The following is a 14,932-nucleotide window of genomic DNA, read 5'->3' as shown; positions in this document are numbered from 1 at the left end:
GCCGCTCAGCAGGCCCCGGCGTCGCCATCCAGGACGCGCCGGACGCCGGCACCGCCGACGTGAGCCGTGCGGGCGCTGTCGGCACGGCATCGGTTTCTCCCCGCGCCAGGAGGGACACCCGATACCGCATGGGTGACTACGACAACTCGATCGCCGTGGCGGTCCCGCCGGAACGTTTGTTCTCCTACCTCGCCGACGTGCGGAACCTGCCCAGCTACCTGCCCCGGCTGACCGCCGTCGAGCCGCACGGGGCCGACACGGTCACCGTCACCGCGCACATCGACCCGCCCGACGGCCCGGAGCGGGACGTCACCGGCGAGGCCTGGGTCCGCGTGGTCGCCGACGGGTCGAGCCTGGAGTGGGGCGCGCCCGGTGCCCACGACTACCACGGACGCTTCCACGTCGTCCCGGGCGGCGAGGGCAGCTCGCTGCTGACCGTCGAACTGCACACCGAAGCCGCCGACGGCGGCGCGGTCACCCAGGGGCTGCGGGAGGCACTGCACGGCATCAAGTCCGCGGTGGAGAGCGCCGAGTCGGCATAGGCCGCCGCTCGCGCGCGTCCGCCGGGACGTCCCGGCGCACGCGGCAGGGAGACGGGGCGGCAGGTCCGAACCTGCCGCCCCGCGGCGTGCGGTGTCACATCTGCCGGCCCGGTGTGTTCACCGGTGCTTGCAGTCCCAGTGGCCCTTGACCCAGTGGTGGTCCCAGTGGCCGTGGACGTAGACCCACTTGTACTGGCGGTCGTGGTCCCAGTAGCCCTTGTGCCAGGTGCCGTGCTTGTCGTGGTGGCCCTGGTGCCAGGTCTTGTGGTGGGTCCACTTCTTCTCCCAGTGCCCCTTGACCCACTTCTTCTCCCAGTGGCCCTTCTTCCAGGTGCAGCGGTCGTGGCCGTTGTGCCGGTCGTGGTGGTCCCCGGTCACCACCGAGGTGGCGGACGCGGGTGCGGGCGCCGGGGCGGCGGTCGCCGTTCCCGACATGCCGAGCGCGGCTCCGCCGGCCAGCAGGCCCGTCGCGGCGGCTCCGGCCACCAGACGGCGGGCGCGCATGGATGAGGTCATCGGACGCACCTCTCTCGTGAGGTTGCAGAGAACACAGGGAGCGGTGCCCGCTCGCACGGGTGCCCGGACGGGTCCGGTGGAAGATCTCCGCTCCGCTGTGCAGGACATCAGGGATTCGGAGCCGGTCGCGGGCCGGATGAGACGGGCGGGGGGAAATCTTCCGCGCGAGGACGCGGGGCCGCGTCGAGGCCGCCACCGGGCCCGGCCCGCAGGGCCGTTCGGGTGCACCGCCCGTCCACCGGGCCCGGCGCCCGCGGCCGTCCGGGTGCGCCGGTACCGCCACCGGGCCCGGCGTGCGCGGCCGTTCGGGTGAACCGCCGAAGACCCACCAATCCGCCGCCCCCCGGCCACCGAATCCCCCGTGCCGGGAACCCCGCAGCGGGGGACGCGGCGCCCGTGCCGTTGCGGCGCGGCACGGGGGCACGGACACGGACCACTCGGGAGTCCGTGTCCGTGCCCGTGGCCGCGGGGCCGCTGCCCTCTCCCGGGGAGCCCCGCGACCGCACCACCGCACATCCGAGCCGCCCACGGCTACGAATCCCTTGCACACCCACGCGCTCCAGAGGAGCGGTCATGACGATCACCGCCGCAGCACCGGACACCCCCCGGCACTCCGTCGCCCTGCCGTGCGGACTGCGCAGCCCCGCCGCCGCCCGCCGCATCACAGCCCGATGGCTGGACGCGGCCGGCTGCGGCGCACGCACCGCCGACGCCGTCACGATCGTCTCCGAACTGGTCACCAACGCCGTCCGCCACACCCGGGGCCCGTGCCGGCTCACACTGACAGTGCGGGCCGGCGTCCTGGACATCGCCGTCGCCGACGACAGCGAGGTGATCCCCGACGTCCACCGGCGCACGCCCGGCGGCGAACGCGGCGGCTTCGGGCTGGACATCGTCCGCCGCCTCGGCGGGGCCGTCACCGTCGTGCCCCGGCTCGGCGGCAAGACCGTGCACGTCGCGCTGGCCCTCGGCGCACGGCCCGGCGGCGCCCCGGTGCCGCCGTGAAGCCCCGCGCCCGGGGTCACCCGGCCGGCCCGGCCACTCGGCGCGAGAGCCCCCGCACGGGCAGAGTCGGACACGCCGACGACCCGGCGGGCACCGCAGGCCGCGCCGCGCAGACGTCCACGGAACGAGCAGAGAAGAGCGAGGGGCGACCGTTGCCGGACGCATCAGTACCCCAGGAGCACGTCGACGCTCTCCTGTCCCGCGCGGCCGCCGGCGACCAGGCCGCCTTCACCGGCGTCTACGACGCGCTGTGCGACGCGGTCATGGGGCTGGCGTGCAGGATCCTGCGGGACGCCGCCCAGGCCGAGGAGGTCACCCAGGACGTGATGATCGAGGTGTGGCGCACCGCCGACCGCTTCCGCCCCGAACGCGGCTCGGCCAAGGCATGGGTCCTGACCCTCGCCCACCGGCGCACCGTCGACCGGGTCCGGGCCGCCCAGGCGAGCGCCGACCGCGAGCAGCGGGCCGGCGTGCTCGGCGCCGACCGCGCCTTCGACGAGGTCGCGGAAGCCGTCGAGGCCCACGACGAACGCAGACGACTGCACCGCTGCCTGCGACGGCTGGAGCGCCCGCAGCGCGTCCCGCTCGTGCTCGCCTACTACCAGGGCATGACCTGTCTCGAAGTGGCCGCGTCGCTGTCCACCCCCGAAGGCACGGTGAAGTCCCGCATGCGCAAGGGCCTGAAGCAGCTGCGCGCCTGTCTGGAGGGCCACTCATGACCCCGGCCGACGAACCCCGCCCGGAAGCGCCGGACCCCCGGGACCCCGGCGACCCGCATCTGGCGGCCGCCGCCTATGTGCTCCACGCGCTGCCGCCGGCCGAGGAGGCGGCGTTCGAGAACCATCTGGCCGGCTGCGAGCAGTGCCGCCGGGACGTCGCCGAGTTCCGCTCCACCACCGTGCGCATGGCGGACGCGGAAGCGACACCCGCACCACCGCGCCTGCGCGGCCGCGTCCTCGACGCCGTCGCCCGCACCCCCCAGGACCGCACCCGCACCGCGCCCCGCCGCCGGCGCGCGCTGCGCCTCGCGCTCGCGGCGAGCCTCGCGGCCGCGGCGGCCCTCGGCGGCATCGCCGTCTGGCAGCACGGCCGGGCCGGCGACGCCCGCGAACAGGCCGTCACCGCACGCGAGCAGGCGCACGCGGCAGGCGCCGCGCTCGCCGACGTCCTCACCGCGCCCGACGCCACGATCCACACCGCGACCCTCCCCGACGGGGCGTCCGCGGCCGTCGTCGTCTCCCGCGAACAGGGCAGCTCCGCCTTCACCGCCCGCGACCTGCCCGCCCTCAGCGGCGGGAAGGTCTACGAGCTCTGGTACGCGGCCCCGGCCGGTGACCTGCGCCCCGCGGGGCTCCTGCCGGGCACCGGCGACCGGGCCGCCCGCGTGCTCGACGCGCCCCTCGGCGACGCCGTCGCCGTCGGCATCACCGTCGAGCCCGCCGGCGGATCGGCCCAGCCCACGACCGAGCCCCTCGGCATCATCCCCATCGACGCCTGACGCGCCGCCGGGTCGTCCGGCCGCGCGCCATCCGGCCCCGGTCATCCGGTTCAGGTCGTCCGGCCGCGCGCCATCCGGCCCCGGTCATCCCGTTCAGGTCGTCCGGTTCAGGTCGTCCGGCTGCGGGCCGGCCACGGCCCCGGGCCGGTCACGCCCCGTCAGGCGGCGCGCGCCGCGCCCGGCCCGTGCAGATAGCGGTCGAAGTCCGCTTCGGGGAACACCTCGCAGGCGACGGCGAGAAGCCTGCGGTGCTGGGGATGCAGATTGGTCAGGCTGGTCGCGCGTTCGGGATCGCCGGGGGTGTTGAGGAGGTGGAGACCGGCCACGTCGACGAAGGGGGCGTCGCGCAGGTCCCACGCCACGTCCGTCACGGCCGGCGGAAGCCGGTCCACGCTGCTGCGCAGCTGGGCGAGCTGCTGGAAGTCGATGTCGCCGTGCGGCGTCAGCGTGGCGCTGGTGCCGTGGATCTCGGTGGTGATGTTCATGGTGGGCGGACCCCTCTCCGAGGGGTTGAGAGCCCACAGACGAGGCGGCCCGGCGGTGCGGGCCGACGACCATGGCGGATCCCGGATGCCCGGGTGGGGGGCAACGTCCGTGAACCCAAAGGAGCCGGGCCTCGTGGCGCCGGCTCAGTCTCTTGTCCGCCCAGCGTGACACACCCGGCGCCGTGCACGCCAGGGAGGCGGGCCGGACCGGCCATCCCGCCCGGAGGTCCCCCGCCCGCCCACCGCCGCCGGCCTGCGACGACGGACGCCCACCGACGGATCCGGGGTGCGAGGCGGAGGCGGAAACCCGGATGACGTCCCGCTCCGGCGCGCCCAGGGTCGCGCCCGTGACCACCCACCGGCGCGGCGCGGCCGGCGCCCTGATCAGCCGCGCGCCGCGCGCCGCCCGGGACGCCGGCTTCGACCGCGCGAGCATCGAGGTGGACACCGACGGTCCGACCGGACCGCACGGTCTGTACGAGCGGGCCGGCTTCACCGTCGCCCGCACCGAAGTCCGCTACACCCTCGACGTCTGAACGCGGTTCGGGGCACGGGCGGTGTGCTGCCCCCGTCAGGGCAGCAGCTTGGCGGGGCCTTCCACCGGCCCGCCACCGTCGGTGACGAACTGCCAGATGGTGATGGCCGCGACCACCTGCGCGATGAGATACGCCGCCTGCAGGGCCAGGTAGCGCAACTGGTAGACGGAGAGCAGCAGACTGAGGCGCGAGGGCCAGTAGCGCCGCTCGCTGCGGAAGGTCTCCACGTCCATGGCGAGGGCGGTGAGCGTCAGGATCAGCAGGGTCAGGGACACGTCGAACGCCATGTCCCCGAGACCCTCGTCCATGAGTGTGCGACCGCCGGCGTCCAGAACGGTCGGCAACGCGTAGGCGAGCGTGAACCACAGCGCCCGCGCCGGCCCGCGCCGTCCCGGTAGGAGACGCCACAGAGCACCCAGCAGGAAGCCGGCACCCGTCCAGCCGAGCATCCAGAGCAGCAGGGCGAAGGCCGACTCCGCCGCGCCCCATGTCGATGTCTCCCAGGAGCCGTTGGCAATCCAGCCGCGCCACACCATCAGTATGCTCGCCGGCGCGGCGAGTACGGCGGCGCAGGCGGCGGCCTGGCGCCCGTTCTCCCACCAGGTGGCCTTCGGCCCCCAGGCCAGGACGATGTCCACGACGGTCACCCGGGACGGAAGGCGATCGGCGGCCGGCCCGGAGGACGCGCGCGAGTTCCGCCACTGGTGCATGCGGCGCAGTCGCCGCTCCACGGCGGCGCGCGTCACCGTCGTCTCGTCCGACTGTCCGCCGTCCAGCCGCCGCAGGCCGGCGTGCAGCTCCCGGTACTGCCGTGCGCGGGCCAGGAAGTCCGCGCGGTGGGATTCGTCGAACAGCTCTCGCAGCGGCCGCCCCGAGGTCTCCAGGCGCTGAGCCAGGGTCGCGCGCCGGTCTCCCACGAGCAGAAGAAGCCGCAGGACCACCACGTCGAGGACGATGCCGATCCAGGTGAGCGCGCCGTTGTTGAGGTAGTAGGCGACGGCGGGCGTGACGACGCTGGTGTAGAGCAGCAGCATCAGCAAGATGTCCGGTGGCCCCGGGGCCGTCTGCGAGGTGCTCGGGGACGTGCCTCGCGCGCGCAGCAGGGCGAGTGCGGCCAGGGGGGCGACGGCGAACCCGTAGTCCATCAGCCACCTGGCGCCGTCGCTCGCGAACTCCTGGAGCCCGCCGACCAGATGGCTCTCGAACTTCTGGGCGTGCTCCGGGGTCGTGGGGTCGCCGAGCCACGAAACCCGCCCCCACGCACGGTCCGACATCCACACATGACAGCCGACCAGCGCGGCCGCGAGGGTCACGGAGGACGGCAGCAGCACGCGCAGCCGGACCGGCCGGCGCACCGGCAGCAACTGTCCGACCCAGGCGAGGGCCCCGCACGACATCGCGGTCAGGGCGAGGACGCCGGTGAGGGCGAGTGCCCACACGGAGGACGGGAGGAACGACGACGCGACGGCCGCGGCTCCGAGCGCCCCCGTCACCGCCGGCAGCACGGCCCCACGCCTGCAGAGGACGGCCAGCACCAGGCCGGTCACCGCGGACACGGTGGTTCCGCGGACGACGTCCTGAGCCGCCGATCCGAACTGGAGCATGCCGAGCGTCCCGAGCGCGAGGCTCAGCGGCGCCCACTCGCCCAGGCGCCGCATGGCGTCCTCCTCATCGGAGGAGGCCGGAGTCCCGGCGGGCCGGGCGCGGGCGCGGCGGACGGCGGTCAGGGCGAGGGCGGTCGCACCCGCCATCCACAGCACGTTCCCCAGCGCGCTGATGTTGTTCAGGTCGCGACCGTCACGTGCGGCCCAGGCCCGCTGCCAGGGCGGTGCCGTGCGCACCTGGATCTGGTCCGAGGACAGCGCGGATGTCGCCGGTGACTTCCAGACCAGCGCGTGCGCGCCGGTGCCCGCCGACGGCATGGGACGCGCCCATTCCACACCCGGGGTACCCGGATCCATCTCGACGGTGTCCCAGTGGGCGGAGCGCAGTGCCGAGGGCGAGGAGAAGCGCATGGTCCACCGGGTGAGCCCGACGTCGATCCGCCACGGCCCGAGTACCACCCGGCGTTCGTCGATCCAGGCATCGGCCCGCAGCCGGACGCGGAACTCCGCGTCGCCGGAGGTGATCCGCACCGAGGAGTGCCCCCACGTGCCGGCCGCACGGCCCTGCCCGGCCGGCTCCCCTCGCAGGAGGCAGCGCAGGGCGTGCCGGTACGCGGCGCTCTTCTTGCTCAGCAGCAGGTCTGCGGCGAGCGGCCACGAGGCCGGTACGCGCAAGGTCACCGTGCTCTCGGCCTTGCTGTGCGTACGACCGTGATGGGAGAGACGCAGGGAAGCGGTCGCTCGCGCCGACGACAGCCCTGTGACGGCGCAGTCGGCCCGGGGCCGCTCGGTCCGGTCGTTCGCCGCACCGAGCGCCGTGCCCGACACGGTCGTCCAGCACATCACCGTGACCAGCACGACGAAGACCAGCCGCATGTTCCGCCCCCCTGCTCCCCTCTCTGTCATGCCACCGCACGCCGCGTTCCATTCCGCCGCGGCGGGGCGTGTCAGTGCCCGCTCGCGGCGGGCGTCACAAGGGAGTGGAGGGCGCCGGAAGGAAACATTCGGCGAGCGGTCACCGTGACCGCATCGCGATCGCATCCGCGGCTCGACTTCGGCGACCCCGAAGACGGGCGCAGCGCCTCGTACGCCCGGCGGGGCCAGTTCCCCGTGCAGCGCATCGGAGATGCCCTCGAGGGCGAACCTCGACGCTCGTACATCCGCCGCCGTCCGCCGCCGGCGCCGTGGCGAAGCCGCCCACGGAGCCGATGCTGGGCGCGTGACGTCGGCAGGATTGACCGCACCGTGTTGAGCACGCACTCCGACCGGCCCCAGGTGCGACCGACCGCCACATGCATGGGTCAGCGGATGACTTTTCAGACCGAGGTGAGGTGAGGCGTGTGCGGATTCGAGCGCCTGCTTCAGGCCGCCGTCGCGACGCGCGTGGTGAGCAGGACGGCCTCGCGGGCCGCGGCCCGGGCGCCGGGGTGGAAGTCGGGTGCGGCGCAGACCAGGAGCGTGCGGCCGTCGTCGCCGCCCAGACCGCACGCGAAGGCGCCGAGCCCGGCGGGCAGGTCGCGTTGTTCGACGATGCCCTCGCCCTCCCGGACGCGGACGACGCGGGCGCCGACGGCGTCCGCGACCCACAGGTCGCCGGAGCCGTCGACGGCGCATCCGTCGGGCGCGTACCCGAGCCCGGCGATCATCTCCGCGGTCGGCGCCATCGGAGGGGCGGGCGCTACCTGGGCCCATGTGCGGCGGTCGGTGAGCGAGCCGTCCGGTGCGCGGGTGAAGGCGGTGTGGCGGCCGGCGAAGGTCTCGCCGACGACGAGGGTCCGGCCGCCGTCGGTGAGGACGGCCGCGTTGGGGAAGAGCAGATCGCGCGCGGCGACCTCCACCGTCCCGTCCGGCAGCACCCGCAGGAGCGGCGCCGTGCGGGGGTGCTCGCCGCCGTTCAGATCGAAGCCGAAGCAGCCGACGTAAGCGGTGCCGTCGGGCAGGACGAGCATGTCGTTGGCCGGGCCCGGGCAGTGCGGGGCCAGATCGGCGTGCTCGACGACGCGCCCGTCCGGCCGCAGCCGCAGCACCTTGCGGGCCAGCATCGCGACGAAGACGAGCGAGCCGTCCGGCAGCCAACCCAGACCGCCGGGGTGGTCGCCGTCCAGGCCGACGACCGTGTCGGTCCGCCCGCCGTCGGAGACGGTCACGATGCGGTCGGCGTAGAGGTCGGACACCCACCAGGCGCCCTCGTGCCAGCGCGGACACTCGTAGAACGCGCCCGCGGCGCCCGTGCGGATCCAGTCGGTCTCGGTCATGCCGTGCACTCTCGCCGATACGCGCGGGCTCGGCCATGGGCGATCGCACACCGTGCGGCCCCGTGGATGGGCGAAACGCCATCCGGGGCGGGGCGGTACGGGCACCGCCGGTGTCCAGAGCGCCGTGAAGGGCGTGGCGGGGTTTCCTGAGAGACTCGCCGCGTGATCATCGAACGTGTGAACGCGTCCGTCGCCTCGTACGAGCCCACGGAGTGGCCCTGGTCCGTGCCGTGCGTGCGGCAACTGCTGGACGAGGGGCTGCGGATCACCGCGCCGGTGACCTTCCTCGTCGGCGAGAACGGGTCGGGGAAGTCGACGCTGGTGGAGGCAGTCGCGGAGGGCTTCGGCCTGGATCCGTGGGGTGGTTCGCACGACTGGCGTTACGCGAGCCACCGGCCCAAGTCGGTGCTCGGTGAGCAGATCCGTCTCGACGCGAGTCCGCACGGGCGGCGGATGATGGGCAGCTGGTCGGCCCGCAAGGGGTTCTTCCTGCGCGCCGAGACGGCAGTGGACGCCCTGGACCGGGAAGGGTTCGCGCCGCATTCGGTCAGCCACGGCGAGGGCTTCCTCGCCGCGTTCCGGGGCAAGTTCCTCCAGCGGGGACTGTATGTGATGGACGAGCCGGAAGCGGCGCTGTCCTTCGCGTCCTGCCTGGAACTGCTCGGCCACATCGACCAGTTGGCGAAGAGCGGCGGCCAGGTCATCTGCGCCACCCACTCTCCGCTCCTGACCGCTCTGCCCGGCGCGGACATCGTCGAGCTCGGCGACCACGGGATGCGCCGCGTTGCCTGGCGGGAACTCGCACTGGTCGATCACTGGCGCCGGTACCTCGCCGACCCGCAGGCCTATCTGCGGCACGTTCTCGACTGACCGCACCCGTGACAGCGCGCGGCGGCCGGGCTGCTGCAATGTCCGAGCCGCCTGGGATGCTCCCGCGTATGAAGCAGCTGATCCTGCCCACGCTCACCGGGATCACCGGGGCGCACGAAGTCACCGCCGGCCTGCGGCGTCAGCTCTCCGCTCCTGACCGCTCTGCCCGGCGCGGACATCGTCGAGCTCGGCGACCACGGGATGCGCCGCGTTGCCTGGCGGGAACTCGCACTGGTCGATCACTGGCGCCGGTACCTCGCCGACCCGCAGGCCTATCTGCGGCACGTTCTCGACTGACCGCACCCGTGACAGCGCGCGGCGGCCGGGCTGCTGCAATGTCCGAGCCGCCTGGGATGCTCCCGCGTATGAAGCAGCTGATCCTGCCCACGCTCACCGGGATCACCGGGGCGCACGAAGTCACCGCCGGCCTGCGGCGTCAGCTCGTCGACTGCTGGATCGGGGTCACGAACGCGGGGGGTGCCGCGGGATTCCCCTTCCCTCCGGTCCTGGAATCCGACGTCGGACCGGCCGTGGACGACATCCTCGGCCGGCTCGCCCCCGCGCGCTGCCGTCTCGTCACCGCGTCGTTCGGTGAGGAACTCGCCGGCTGGGTGGTCCTCCAGCGCGATCCGTTCCGGCTCGTCGCGCACTGGGGGACGGTCCACCACCTCCAGACCAGGCCCGAGGTCCGCGGCCGGGGCGTCGGCTCGGCCCTCATGCGGGAACTGCGGACCGTCGCGCGCGACGAGCTGGGTCTCGAACAACTCCGTCTCGCGGCCCGGGGAGGTGAAGGACTGGAGCACTTCTACGGTCGCCTCGGGTGGCGCGAGGCCGGCCGCTGGCCCGATGCCCTGCGCTTCGCCCCCGGGGACACGCGGGACGAGGTGCTGATGCTCCTCGATCCCCTCTGACCGGGCACCCCGAGGCCGAGACTCCTCGGCCGGGCCGAGGCCATGGCGCCCAGGGCGCTACGTCAGCGGGCGCACCCCCGCGACGTCGTACTCGGCCACGGACGCGGCGAGCAGAGCGGCGCCCTGTTCGTCGCCGGGGCCGTCGCCCCGGAACGCCTCGACGGCGGCCTGGGACTCCCACCGTTCGAAGATGTTGACGCGTCCCGCGTCCAGAAGGTCCGCGCCGATGCAGAAGTCGAGGCAGCCCGCGGCACGGCGGGCCTGCTCCACCACGCCCGCGCAGTCCGCGACGTAGGCATCGCGCTGCCCCGGGTCCACGACGACATGCCCTGCGACGATCACCATTTGCTGCCTCCTGCTGGGTCCGGATCCGGCCGTCGCAGGCTATGACCGCCGGCCGGGGCCGATCTCATCGGCGCGCGTAGGACGGATCCGGTGCGCGTACGACGGATCCGGCGCCGGCACCCCGGCGCCCCGGCGCCCCGGCGAGGGCCGATCCCCGGTCCGCGATGCCGGGGCCCGGGCGGCATCATGGGCGTCCCGGCACAGGCGCATCCGCGGGCCGGGCCCGGCCCGGCCGCACCGGCGCGCCGGGCACGGCGCGGAGCCGGGCGCGCCGGGGGAGCCGTCGCCCGCGGGCTTGCGGTTGCCGCTGCGGCAGCTTCTACCGTCCTGAACAGGGCCGGAGCGACCGGCCCGGTGACGTGATCGTGAGGGAGACGGCGATGGACTGGCCGATCGCGGAGGTCGCCCGCATGTCGGGCGTGACCGCCCGCACCCTGCGGCACTACGACGAGATCGGCCTGCTGCCGCCCGCCAGGATCGGGGCCAACGGCCACCGCCACTACGGGGAGCGCCAGTTGCTGCGGTTGCAGCAGATCCTCGTCCTGCGGGCCTTGGGCGTCGGGCTCCCCGAGATCGGCCTCGTCCTGGCCGAGCGGATCGACGAGGTGGATGCCCTGCGGGGCCACCACCGCAGACTGCTCGCCGAGCGTGACCGGCTCGACGCGCTGGCCGGCACCGTCGCCCGCACGATCGCCGAACTGGAGCAGTCCAGGAAGGACGGCACACCCATGACCGCTGTCAACCGACCGGAGAACCTGTTCGAGGGCATCCGGCCCGCCCAGTACCAGGAGACCCTGCGCGACTTCCCCGAGCACGCCGAGGAGGTCGCCCGACGGGTCGCGGCGATGAGCCCCCAGGACGTCGAGACCGCGCAGCGCGAGCGCACGGCGCAGATGATCCTGCTGGCCGACCTGATGGCCGCGGGCCACCCCGCGGACGCCGAGCCGGTACAGGCCCGGATCGACGCCCAGTACCGAGCGCTGACCGCACTGCGCCCCGTGTCCGTCGAGGAGTACCGCGCCATCGGGCGCTCCTGCGTGGACAACGAGGCGTGGCGCGCGGCGTACGAGACGATCGCACCCGGCCTGGCCGCGTACCAGCGGGACGCCATCGAGGCGTACGTCACCACCCGGTCCGCCCGGGGCTGACGCCCGCCCACCGCGCGACGGCCGTCCACGGCCGCCCGGAGCACCCGCGCGGCCGTGGACGGCCACTTCCGGGCGGCGCACTGCCCCGGCCCGCAGCCGCTCGGTCCGAGCGCACCGGCCGCGCCCCCGCGGCTCGGGTGGTGCGGGCCCGGTTTCACGGGAGGTTCCCGCCGGTCACGGCGGCTTGGGCGCGGAGTCCCGCAGACGGTCGAGCCGGCGGATCACCGGTGTGGCGGTGACGCCGTGCAGGACGACGGAGAGCAGGACGGTGAAGGCGACGACGGACCACAGCTGCTCGGCGAGCCCGTCGAAGTGGTCGCCGTGGCCGAGCGCGTAGGCGAGGTAGAACAGCGAGCCGATCCCGCGGATGCCGAACACGGCCGTGACCAGACGCTCGCGCGGCGGGGCGGCGGTGCCGAGCAGGCCGGCCCACCCGGCGACGGGCCGCACCACCAGCACGAGCAGAACGCCGAGCACGGCGCCCTGCCAGGTGAGTTCGGCCAGACCGTGCTCGACGAGGTAGCCGCCGAGGAGGAACAGCAGGAAGACGGTCAGCAGCCGTTCGATCTGCTCGGTGAACTCGTGGAGCACCTTGTGGTAGCCGTGGTCGCGCTCGGCCGCCCGGATCGTGCAGGCGGTGACGAAGACGGCGAGGAAGCCGTAGCCGTACAGCAGCTCCGCCGCGCCGTAGGCCACGAACGTCGCGCCGATGGCCACGAATCCCTCCATGTGCTCGGAGAGCCGCAGGGCGGAGGGCCGCGCGCGGAAGAACATCAGCCCCAGCAGCCGTCCGGTGACCAGGCCGACCGCGATCCCGATGCCGGCCCGGGCGAGCAGGTCGACCAGGAACCAGTGGCCGATCCAGTCCGCAGGCGAGCCGTCGGCCACGGCAGCGGCGAGGGCGAGGGCGGCCAGCACGAAGGGAAAGGCGAGACCGTCGTTCATACCGGCCTCGGCCGTCAGCGCGAGGCGGACCTCGTCCTCGTCGTCCTGCGCGTCGGTGGGCTCGCCCACCCTGACCTCGGCGGCCAGGACCGGGTCCGTCGGGGACAGGATCGCCGCCAGGAGCAGGGCCGCGGCCGCCGGCCACTCCAGCAGCAGCGCCGCGGCGACGGCCGTGGCGGCGATGGTCAGCGGCATGCCGATGCCCAGCAGCCGCCACGAGGCCGCCCAACGCCGCAGGCCGACCGGCCGGTTGACGGCGAGACCCGCTCCCATCAGGGACACGATGACGCAGAGTTCGGTCGCGTGCTCGACCCACAGCCGGTCCCGTACGGGGTCCACGACCGGGATCGGCACCGGCAGCAGTGCCACCAGGGCTCCGGCGGCGAGGAACACCATCGGCATCGACAGGGGCTGCCTGAAGACGAGCCGGGGCACGACGGCCGCGCCGAGCGCGCCGACACCCACGGCCAGGTACACCGCATCGGAAAGCGTCATTCGTGCCATCCTGTCCCACCGTGCGCACACCATGCGCGAACCGTGCGCGCCGGCGCGCGCCGGAGCCCGGAGCTGCCGGAGGGCGCGCGACCACGGGCGGACGGGGGCGACCGCGGGCGAGCACGGGCATCGGTCAGCCGTGGCGCCGCAGCAGTCCGTCCACGTACGCCTCCAGCCGGGCTGCCAGCACCTCGGACGTCAGGTCGTCCCGGCCCAGGTCGCGCCACGGGCCGGCGAGCTTGGCCGCGTCGGGGCAGTAGTGCAGGACGTCGAGCAGCCGCCAGTAGAGGTGGTCCGGGCCGTCGGCGAGGCCGCGGCCGCCGTGTGCCTCGTACCGCTCACGGAACTCCAGCCCGTACGCCGGTCCGTGCAGCAGCGCGAGCGCGGTCGAGCAGTGCGCGACGTCCAGGTCGGCCGGTCCCCACGAGGTCTCGACCCAGTCCACGACACCCGTGACGCGCAGCTCCGGCCCGGTGCCCGTGAAGAGCACGTTGCCGGGGTGGAAGTCGCGATGGAGGAAACGGCCCTCGTACGGCGGCGGATCGCGGCGGAGCACGTCCACCGCCCGCTCCCACAGGGGGCCGCCGGGGGTGCGGACGCGGTCCGGGGACGTCCACGCCTGGTAGGTGCGCGGCCGCTTTGCCGGTACGACGCCGTGGACGCGGACGAGCTGGGCCGCGAGCAGGTCCAGTCGCCGGTCGAGGCCGCCCTCGTCGACGCGGACGCGGCCCGGGAGCCCGGACATCAACAGGGTCGGGTGGTCGCAGTGCTCGGCCGTGGCGTCGACGGCGACGAGACCGGGCGCCGTGACGCCCTCCTGCCCGGCGAGCAGGGCCAGGACGGACGCCTCGCGGGCCAGCAGCCCGGGTGCGTGGCGGCGGAAGAAGGGCTTCACGAAGGTGCGCTGCACGACGGCCGTGCCGTCGTCGAGCGCGAGCCGGCGCATCTGGGAGCTCCAGCCGCCGTGCAGCAGCCGTGTGCCGGTGACCGTGCGGCCCGCGCCGAGCCGCTCGGCCACCCACGTGCGCGTGGCCGACCACCCGCGGTCGCCGAGGCCGGTGAGCACCGCCTCGACGAACTCCCGCCGGTCGCCGCCGTTGTCGCGGAACCACAGCCCCAGCCGGTGCTCCGCGTCCGGGAGGTCGAACCGCGTGTACTGGGCCCGGGTGGCCAGCGCGTCCTGCACGGACGCGGTCACCGCCCCGGGGATCACCGTGTCGGTGCCCGGTACGGCGAGCACCGCCCGGCCCTCGTACGCCCGCAGGACCTCGAACGCGGGCGCCTCCCGCCAGCTTTCCGGCCGCCGGATGATCCCGCTGAACCGGCCGTTCCCGTCCTCGAAGGGCAGGTCCCACGCCTCCGCGGCGTACACGGCGGGCGCACACAGCCCCAGCGCCGCCACCCGGTCCCCGTAGTGCCGGACGAGATCGGCCACCGTCTGCCCGCTCATGCTGAACCCGACCAGGACCAGCGGCCCCCCGGCCCCCGCGCAGGCGTCGATCACCGCGACCGCCTGCTCGAAGCGCCGCCGCAGGCTCGATTCGTCCAGCGTCCCCGTGCTCCGGCCGTGCCCGGAGAAGTCGAACGCGATCCCGTGGCACCCGTGGTCCACGAACTCCCGCACCAGCGGCAGCAGTCGCTCCGCGCTGCCGGTGCCCGCGCCGTGCAGCACCACGGCGGTCACCCCGGCCCGGTCACCGCCGTGCACACCGCTGAGCCGTTCACCGTCGTGGTCGAGCGTGAAACCGAGAAGCATGCCCCCATTCACTCACGCGGC

The 14,932-nt window shown here is 74.4% G+C and carries 15 protein-coding genes and 1 pseudogene; 9 read left to right on the top strand and 7 right to left on the bottom strand.

Annotated elements, in window-relative coordinates:
* The first annotated feature begins 128 nt into the window (after positions 1-128).
* Positions 129-542, top strand: a complete 414-nt coding sequence (locus JE024_RS02590; protein WP_205371996.1) for an SRPBCC family protein — start codon at positions 129-131, stop codon at positions 540-542.
* A gap of 117 nt (positions 543-659) precedes the next feature.
* Here JE024_RS02590 and JE024_RS02585 read toward each other — a convergent pair whose 3' ends face one another.
* Positions 660-1,058 (bottom strand): hypothetical protein, encoded by a 399-nt coding sequence (locus JE024_RS02585; protein WP_205371995.1) that lies wholly within the window; start codon positions 1,056-1,058, stop codon positions 660-662.
* A 573-nt stretch (positions 1,059-1,631) separates the two neighbouring features.
* Between JE024_RS02585 and JE024_RS02580 the strand changes: the two genes are divergently transcribed.
* From JE024_RS02580 to JE024_RS02570, 3 genes are all read left to right on the top strand, one after another.
* Positions 1,632-2,063: an ATP-binding protein gene (locus JE024_RS02580; RefSeq protein ID WP_205371994.1), complete on the top strand. Its 432-nt coding sequence runs from the start codon at positions 1,632-1,634 to the stop codon at positions 2,061-2,063.
* Between the two features lie 152 nt (positions 2,064-2,215).
* The gene (gene sigK / locus JE024_RS02575; protein WP_205371993.1) at positions 2,216-2,782 is read left to right on the top strand and encodes an ECF RNA polymerase sigma factor SigK; all 567 of its coding nucleotides are present in this window, start codon (positions 2,216-2,218) and stop codon (positions 2,780-2,782) included.
* On the top strand, positions 2,779-3,561 hold the full coding sequence (locus JE024_RS02570; protein WP_205371992.1) for an anti-sigma factor: 783 nt from the start codon (positions 2,779-2,781) through the stop codon (positions 3,559-3,561). The genes sigK and JE024_RS02570 overlap by 4 nt, the downstream gene beginning before the upstream one ends.
* A 158-nt stretch (positions 3,562-3,719) precedes the next feature.
* On the opposite strand, the gene JE024_RS02565 is transcribed toward JE024_RS02570, so the two are convergent.
* Positions 3,720-4,046: an STAS domain-containing protein gene (locus tag JE024_RS02565; RefSeq protein WP_205371991.1), complete on the bottom strand. Its 327-nt coding sequence runs from the start codon at positions 4,044-4,046 to the stop codon at positions 3,720-3,722.
* Positions 4,047-4,393: 347 nt separating this feature from the next.
* Between JE024_RS02565 and JE024_RS02560 the strand changes: the two genes are divergently transcribed.
* Complete coding sequence (locus tag JE024_RS02560) at positions 4,394-4,582, top strand: GNAT family N-acetyltransferase (RefSeq protein ID WP_205371990.1); 189 nt, start codon at positions 4,394-4,396, stop codon at positions 4,580-4,582.
* 35 nt (positions 4,583-4,617) lie between these two features.
* Here the strand turns inward: JE024_RS02560 and JE024_RS02555 are convergent, their stop codons facing one another.
* Positions 4,618-7,062: a DUF6185 family protein gene (locus tag JE024_RS02555; RefSeq protein ID WP_205371989.1), complete on the bottom strand. Its 2,445-nt coding sequence runs from the start codon at positions 7,060-7,062 to the stop codon at positions 4,618-4,620.
* A 485-nt stretch (positions 7,063-7,547) separates the two neighbouring features.
* On the bottom strand, positions 7,548-8,441 hold the full coding sequence (locus JE024_RS02550; RefSeq protein ID WP_205371988.1) for an SMP-30/gluconolactonase/LRE family protein: 894 nt from the start codon (positions 8,439-8,441) through the stop codon (positions 7,548-7,550).
* A gap of 162 nt (positions 8,442-8,603) precedes the next feature.
* Here JE024_RS02550 and JE024_RS02545 point away from each other — a divergent pair, with 162 nt between their 5' ends.
* The 3 genes and pseudogenes from JE024_RS02545 to JE024_RS02540 all read left to right on the top strand — a co-directional run bounded on the left by JE024_RS02545 (position 8,604) and on the right by JE024_RS02540 (position 10,222).
* Positions 8,604-9,311 carry an AAA family ATPase gene (locus JE024_RS02545; protein WP_205371987.1) on the top strand — a complete coding sequence of 236 codons (708 nt, stop codon included), beginning with the start codon at positions 8,604-8,606 and terminating at the stop codon, positions 9,309-9,311.
* Between the two features lie 132 nt (positions 9,312-9,443).
* Positions 9,444-9,608: pseudogene (locus JE024_RS40845) on the top strand (AAA family ATPase); the annotation flags it as partial.
* Between the two features lie 68 nt (positions 9,609-9,676).
* On the top strand, positions 9,677-10,222 hold the full coding sequence (locus JE024_RS02540; RefSeq protein ID WP_205371986.1) for a GNAT family N-acetyltransferase: 546 nt from the start codon (positions 9,677-9,679) through the stop codon (positions 10,220-10,222).
* A 57-nt stretch (positions 10,223-10,279) separates the two neighbouring features.
* Here JE024_RS02540 and JE024_RS02535 read toward each other — a convergent pair whose 3' ends face one another.
* Positions 10,280-10,567, bottom strand: coding sequence for a putative quinol monooxygenase (locus tag JE024_RS02535; RefSeq protein ID WP_205371985.1), 288 nt, complete (start codon positions 10,565-10,567; stop codon positions 10,280-10,282).
* 380 nt (positions 10,568-10,947) lie between these two features.
* Here JE024_RS02535 and JE024_RS02530 point away from each other — a divergent pair, with 380 nt between their 5' ends.
* Positions 10,948-11,715, top strand: coding sequence for a MerR family transcriptional regulator (locus JE024_RS02530; RefSeq protein WP_205371984.1), 768 nt, complete (start codon positions 10,948-10,950; stop codon positions 11,713-11,715).
* A gap of 174 nt (positions 11,716-11,889) precedes the next feature.
* Here JE024_RS02530 and JE024_RS02525 read toward each other — a convergent pair whose 3' ends face one another.
* Both JE024_RS02525 and JE024_RS02520 read right to left on the bottom strand, forming a co-directional pair.
* Entirely contained in the window at positions 11,890-13,155 is a 1,266-nt protein-coding gene (locus JE024_RS02525; RefSeq protein ID WP_205371983.1) for a cation:proton antiporter domain-containing protein, read from the bottom strand.
* Between the two features lie 133 nt (positions 13,156-13,288).
* Entirely contained in the window at positions 13,289-14,911 is a 1,623-nt protein-coding gene (locus JE024_RS02520; protein WP_205371982.1) for an alpha/beta fold hydrolase, read from the bottom strand.
* Between the last annotated feature and the right edge of the window lie 21 nt (positions 14,912-14,932).

The sequence above is a fragment of the Streptomyces zhihengii genome (assembly GCF_016919245.1).
Taxonomy (GTDB): domain Bacteria; phylum Actinomycetota; class Actinomycetes; order Streptomycetales; family Streptomycetaceae; genus Streptomyces; species Streptomyces zhihengii.
This window is presented reverse-complemented; position numbering and strand designations above follow the sequence as displayed.

Coding starts and splice junctions, on each gene's coding strand:
- JE024_RS02535 (WP_205371985.1), bottom strand. CDS start 10,567: ATGGTGATCGTCGCAGGGCATGTCGTCGTGGACCCGGGGCAGCGCGAT.
- JE024_RS02590 (WP_205371996.1), top strand. CDS start 129: ATGGGTGACTACGACAACTCGATCGCCGTGGCGGTCCCGCCGGAACGT.
- JE024_RS02520 (WP_205371982.1), bottom strand. CDS start 14,911: ATGCTTCTCGGTTTCACGCTCGACCACGACGGTGAACGGCTCAGCGGT.
- JE024_RS02585 (WP_205371995.1), bottom strand. CDS start 1,058: ATGACCTCATCCATGCGCGCCCGCCGTCTGGTGGCCGGAGCCGCCGCG.
- JE024_RS02555 (WP_205371989.1), bottom strand. CDS start 7,062: ATGCGGCTGGTCTTCGTCGTGCTGGTCACGGTGATGTGCTGGACGACC.
- JE024_RS02540 (WP_205371986.1), top strand. CDS start 9,677: ATGAAGCAGCTGATCCTGCCCACGCTCACCGGGATCACCGGGGCGCAC.
- JE024_RS02580 (WP_205371994.1), top strand. CDS start 1,632: ATGACGATCACCGCCGCAGCACCGGACACCCCCCGGCACTCCGTCGCC.
- JE024_RS02550 (WP_205371988.1), bottom strand. CDS start 8,441: ATGACCGAGACCGACTGGATCCGCACGGGCGCCGCGGGCGCGTTCTAC.
- JE024_RS02530 (WP_205371984.1), top strand. CDS start 10,948: ATGGACTGGCCGATCGCGGAGGTCGCCCGCATGTCGGGCGTGACCGCC.
- JE024_RS02565 (WP_205371991.1), bottom strand. CDS start 4,046: ATGAACATCACCACCGAGATCCACGGCACCAGCGCCACGCTGACGCCG.
- JE024_RS02525 (WP_205371983.1), bottom strand. CDS start 13,155: ATGACGCTTTCCGATGCGGTGTACCTGGCCGTGGGTGTCGGCGCGCTC.
- JE024_RS02570 (WP_205371992.1), top strand. CDS start 2,779: ATGACCCCGGCCGACGAACCCCGCCCGGAAGCGCCGGACCCCCGGGAC.